Origin of the sequence: Escherichia sp. S10b (genome assembly GCF_028421345.1) — a bacterium.
Taxonomy (GTDB): domain Bacteria; phylum Pseudomonadota; class Gammaproteobacteria; order Enterobacterales; family Enterobacteriaceae; genus ECMA0423.
In genome coordinates this window covers 1-5,009 of sequence record NZ_JAHZSO010000047.1, presented here as the reverse complement: position 1 = coordinate 5,009, position 5,009 = coordinate 1, and the positions used below count along the sequence as shown (strand labels likewise).

General features: G+C 47.6%; 2 protein-coding genes and 2 pseudogenes. 2 read left to right on the top strand and 2 right to left on the bottom strand.

Features of this window, described 5'->3' with window-relative positions; genetic code table 11:
- Positions 1–83 (bottom strand): annotated as a pseudogene (locus FTE26_RS20160) (Tn3 family transposase); the annotation flags it as partial.
- A 143-nt stretch (positions 84–226) separates the two neighbouring features.
- On the opposite strand from FTE26_RS20160, the gene FTE26_RS04410 reads away from it, so the two are divergent.
- Both FTE26_RS04410 and FTE26_RS04405 read left to right on the top strand, forming a co-directional pair.
- Positions 227–3,244 (top strand): Tn3-like element IS3000 family transposase, encoded by a 3,018-nt coding sequence (locus tag FTE26_RS04410; RefSeq protein WP_004199413.1) that lies wholly within the window; start codon positions 227–229, stop codon positions 3,242–3,244.
- Positions 3,245–3,463: 219 nt separating this feature from the next.
- Entirely contained in the window at positions 3,464–4,465 is a 1,002-nt protein-coding gene (locus FTE26_RS04405; protein WP_023408311.1) for an IS30 family transposase, read from the top strand.
- 108 nt (positions 4,466–4,573) lie between these two features.
- Here the strand turns inward: FTE26_RS04405 and FTE26_RS04400 are convergent.
- Positions 4,574–5,009 (bottom strand): annotated as a pseudogene (locus tag FTE26_RS04400) (IS5-like element IS5 family transposase); the annotation flags it as partial.

The following is a 5,009-nucleotide window of genomic DNA, read 5'->3' as shown; positions in this document are numbered from 1 at the left end:
TCTTCATCATCAATATAATTAAGCAGATACAGCGTTTTGTTGATGCGCCCCACTTCAATGATTGCCTGAGTCAGTCCGGAAGGAGGGGTTCTAGGGATTTTCCGTCCAAAAACGACAAAGTGCTCTGGAGGCCCCGCCGTCTGTGGCCTCCAGAGGGGTATTACTTTTTTCGAGATCCCTATTTGGGCTCTGTTTGAGTAAGATTTAGTCTTTTTGGGCTAAATCCATGGCATTCGAAGAACGTGTCCAAATCTTGTCCGAGGCAGAACAAGATGAGTTATATGGACCCCCCGCTTTCACCTCCGCCGACCAACGCTTCTTTTTCTCGCTGAACGATAAGGAACTGGCGATCGCTAAAAGCCTCCGTCATCGGGGCCAGCGTTACATGCTGGTGGTACTGCTGGGCTATTTCAAAGCCAAGCCGGTGGTGCTGAATCCCGGCTTTCATCAGATCAAGCAGGACCTCAAATACGTTTATCAAACCGTTCTACCAGGCCCAGGCTGTAGACCCTTTAATCTCACGCCAAAAGAGAACGAACGGATTTACCAACGTGTTTTCCAGCTCTGCAACTACCAGCGCTGGAATGTCAAAGACCATGGAGCGGCGTTGAGAGATTACTTATCCCAGCAAGCCAGAGCCTGGACAGCGCCTAGGCACCTCTTCGATGCGGCCAATGAATATTGTTCGGGGCAGAAGATCGCAATCCCTGCCTACAGCACGCTGCAAAAGATCATCAGTCAGGTGGTGGGAGACGAACAGGAACACATGGCCGCGCACCTTGAGCGTGCAATGTCACGCGGTCTTAAGCAAGCACTGGCGGAGCTCGTGAACGGCACAGGTCCACTGCCGTTCCGACAGTTGCGACAATCGGCTCGTAACTTCACCGGAACCGAGTTGGAGAAAGAACTGATTGTCTATCGCCATATCCAGCATTGGATGCCGGAAGTGGATCTGCTGTTGAGCACGCTATCACTGTCGCAGAAAAATCTGCAACACCTGGCAGAGAAAGTCGACTACTACGGTGCCAAACTGAAACGTCAAACCGTAGGCAGCCAATGGCTGTATTTATTGTGCTATCTTCAAACGCGATGGCAGCAAGCGCTGGAACGTATTGCCGATGGCTTTGTGCATCATGTCAGACAGACCAAACAGAAGGCAAAGGATTATGCGCAGGAAGCGGTGTTTAAGGATTGGCAAAAAGCAGCTAAAAATGTCAGCAAGGCAGCTGAAGTACTGCACCTGTTCATTGATGACAGCATTGATCTGCAACTACCGTTTGCAACAGTAAGACAGCAAGCACTGAGCCTGCTGACCAAAAGGGATCTGGAATCTGTATGTCTCTTCCTGAACGAGCAGCGACGATCGGTCGATGAAGCCATGTGGCAGTACTGCGACGAGAAAGAAAGTCTGCGGAAAGGTTTGCTGCGAGAGTTGTTCCTATGTCTGCGCTTCGAAGGCTGCGACGGCACCCAGCACTTAGCGGCCGCCTTGGCGAAAACACAAAACGAACTCAACGGCCAGGACGCTCAGTTGCAAACTGCCGACACCAGACTCCTTTCCAAAAAATCACGTGAATTCCTGCTGGATGGTGAAGGGAATATCCTGATCGATCGTTATGAGTGGTTCCTCTATCAACAGATTCCTGATCGCCTGAATGGCCAGCTGACGCTGCCTGATATCACTAAATACCGGGCACTCGACGCCGACCTGATCGACGGGGAACATTGGCGAAAAAACAAATATACGCTGCTTCAACAGAGCCATTTTACAAAATTAGCGGAGGAGCCTGAAAAGCTGATCAAACAGATGGCCATGGAATTGGATACCCGTTTGTACGAAGTCGGCGAATATCTTGAACAGGAAGACAACCGGAATATCATCTTGCGTAATCCGCAGGGTAAACGCTTCTGGCGCCTGCCTTCGGCCAGCAAACATCATCTGGTCAACAATCCCTTCTTCCAGCAAATTCCCACAACGGGGATTGCGGATGTACTGCGCATGGTTGATCGTGACACCGGTTTCATTGACTGCTTCGCTCATGTGCTGGGTTCCCAATCCAGAAGCCGTTCCCATGAATATGACCTGTTGGCAATTCTGGTCGGCAATGCAACCAATCAAGGCATTTACGGCATGGCACAGATCTCTGATCGTACCTATGATCAGCTCAGCACTATCCAGGCGAACTATCTTCGCCTGGAAACATTGAATGCTGCTAACGACAACATCAATAACGCGACAGCCAAGCTACCCATCTTCCGGTACTACAACATCCAGGAAGATGTGATCCACGCCAGTGCCGATGGTCAAAAGTTCGAAGCCCGGCGCGAGACCTTCAAAACCCGTTATTCGTCGAAGTACTTTGGCACTCAAAAAGGTGTTTCTGCCATGACCTTGATCGCCAATCACGCTGCGATCAACGCCAGAGTGATCGGCGCCAACGAACATGAATCGCACTACATCTTTGATTTGTTGATGAGCAATACGTCAGACATCATTCCGGATGTGCTCTCAACCGATACCCATGGGGTGAACCATGTGAACTTCGCGTTACTGGATCTGTTCGGATACCAGTTTGCCCCACGCTATGCCCAGGTTGGCAAAGTGATCAATGACATGTTTGATGTCAAGGAAGACAAAGAACACCGAATTCAGCTGTGCTTAAAAAAGCCAATCAATACCCATCGTATTGCGCAGCACTGGGATACCATCCAACGGATTGCAGTATCACTTAAGCAGCGGAAAACAACGCAAGCCACCTTGGTGAGAAAGCTCTCGGAGTACAAGCGCAATCACCCGCTGCTGGAAGCCCTGACGGAATACAATCGCCTGGTGAAAGCGAATTATCTACTGTGCTACATCGATGATGCCAGTTTAAGAAACTATGTTCAGCGCGCGCTGAACCGGGGAGAGGCCTATCACCAACTGCGTCGGGCCGTGAGCAGCGTCAATGGGGATCAGTTCCGGGGCAGTTCAGACGAAGAAATCCAGCTATGGAATGAGTGCGCTCGCCTGGTCACCAATGCCATCGTTTACTTCAACTCCAGGATACTCAGCCAGCTGTTGACCAGCTTCGAATACCAAGGAGATACCAAGAGAATAGATATCGTCAAACAGGCATCCCCTGTGGCCTGGCACAACATTAACCTCAAGGGGACTTACCACTTCGAATTGAGCGAAAAATTGCCAGATCTGGAGGAGCTTATGCGCTCAATCGAGGGATATTTACCCGTCAGCGAAAAGTAATACCCCTCTGGAGGCCACGGACGGCGCGGCCTCCAGAGCACTTTGTCGTTTTTGGACGGAAAATCCCTAGAACCCCATTATCTAAAAATACTTAATTGTCTTTTAACGTCGCTAAATTTTAAATAAATAAGTGAAGAGTGTTAGTGGAGCCACTGATTTAAAGTTGGCAGAGTAAAACTTGAAGTGCGACATAAACCACCTAATTAATTTAAAGGGTTTATGGAGTATATAAAATTGTCATACCATCATCTTAACTTTGAAGATCGTACTGCATTAATGCTTGAGTCAAGAAAAGAAGGCTTTTCAGCCAGAAAATTTGCTGAACTCATTAAAAGACATCCTAGTACGATCTATCGTGAGCTTAAAAGAAATAGCATCAATGACGTTTATCAAGCTCGATATGCTTCTGATAACACCTTCGCTAGACGTAGACGTGGTCACAGAAAACTCAAAATCGATTCAATCCTCTGGAAATTTATTGTTGAAGCGATCCGTTGTTTATGGTCTCCTCAGCAAATAGCAAAGCGTTTAAAGACATTTCCTGATTTGGATCAAACAATGAATGTAAGCCATACAACGATTTATTCAACGATACGAGCATTACCAAAGGGTGAGTTGAAAAAAGACTTATTATCCTGTCTACGTCATGAAAATAAAAAGCGAAAAGCTAACGGTGAACCTAAAAAAGATTCTATATTACAGGATATTAAAACTATTCATGAGCGCCCAGCCGAAGTTCAAGAAAGAAAAATACCGGGTCATTGGGAAGCTGATTTAATTAAAGGTAAAGACAATAAAAGTTCGATAGCAACACTTATTGAACGAAATACACGGCTCTGTATCTTGGCAACATTACCTGATGCAAAGGCAGAATCAGTGCGCAAGGCTTTAACTGAAGCTCTGAAATATTTACCTGCAGAACTGCGTAAAACGTTGACCTATGACCGTGGACGTGAGATGTCAGAACATAAAATACTCGAAGAAGATTTAGGCATAGATGTATATTTCTGTGACCCACATTCACCCTGGCAAAAAGGCACATGCGAAAATATGAATGGTTTAATTAGGCAATATTTACCTAAAGGGATTGATTTAAATCAGGCAGATCAGCATTATTTAAATCAAGTTGCCATGTCACTGAATACTCGTCCTAGAAAGGCGTTAGATTGGCTTACACCATTAGGGAAGGTGCGAATAAGCGGGGAAATTCTTCTCGGCTGACTCAGTCATTTCATTTCTTCATGTTTGAGCCGATTTTTTCTCCCGTAAATGCCTTGAATCAGCCTATTTAGACCGTTTCTTCGCCATTTAAGGCGTTATCCCCAGTTTTTAGTGAGATCTCTCCCACTGACGTATCATTTGGTCCGCCCGAAACAGGTTGGCCAGCGTGAATAACATCGCCAGTTGGTTATCGTTTTTCAGCAACCCCTTGTATCTGGCTTTCACGAAGCCGAACTGTCGCTTGATGATGCGAAATGGGTGCTCCACCTTGGCCCGGATGCTGGCTTTCATGTATTCGATGTTGATGGCCGTTTTGTTCTTGCGTGGATGCTGTTTCAAGGTTCTTACCTTGCCGGGGCGCTCGGCGATCAGCCAGTCCACATCCACCTCGGCCAGCTCCTCGCGCTGTGGCGCCCCTTGGTAGCCGGCATCGGCTGAGACAAATTGCTCCTCTCCATGCAGCAGATTACCCAGCTGATTGAGGTCATGCTCGTTGGCCGCGGTGGTGACTAGGCTGTGGGTCAGGCCACTCTTGGCATCGACA

What these genes read in the sequence shown, in the direction of transcription:
- FTE26_RS04410 (WP_004199413.1), top strand. Translation starts at nt 227, where the DNA reads ATGGCATTCGAAGAACGTGTCCAAATCTTGTCCGAGGCAGAACAAGAT.
- FTE26_RS04405 (WP_023408311.1), top strand. Translation starts at nt 3,464, where the DNA reads ATGGAGTATATAAAATTGTCATACCATCATCTTAACTTTGAAGATCGT.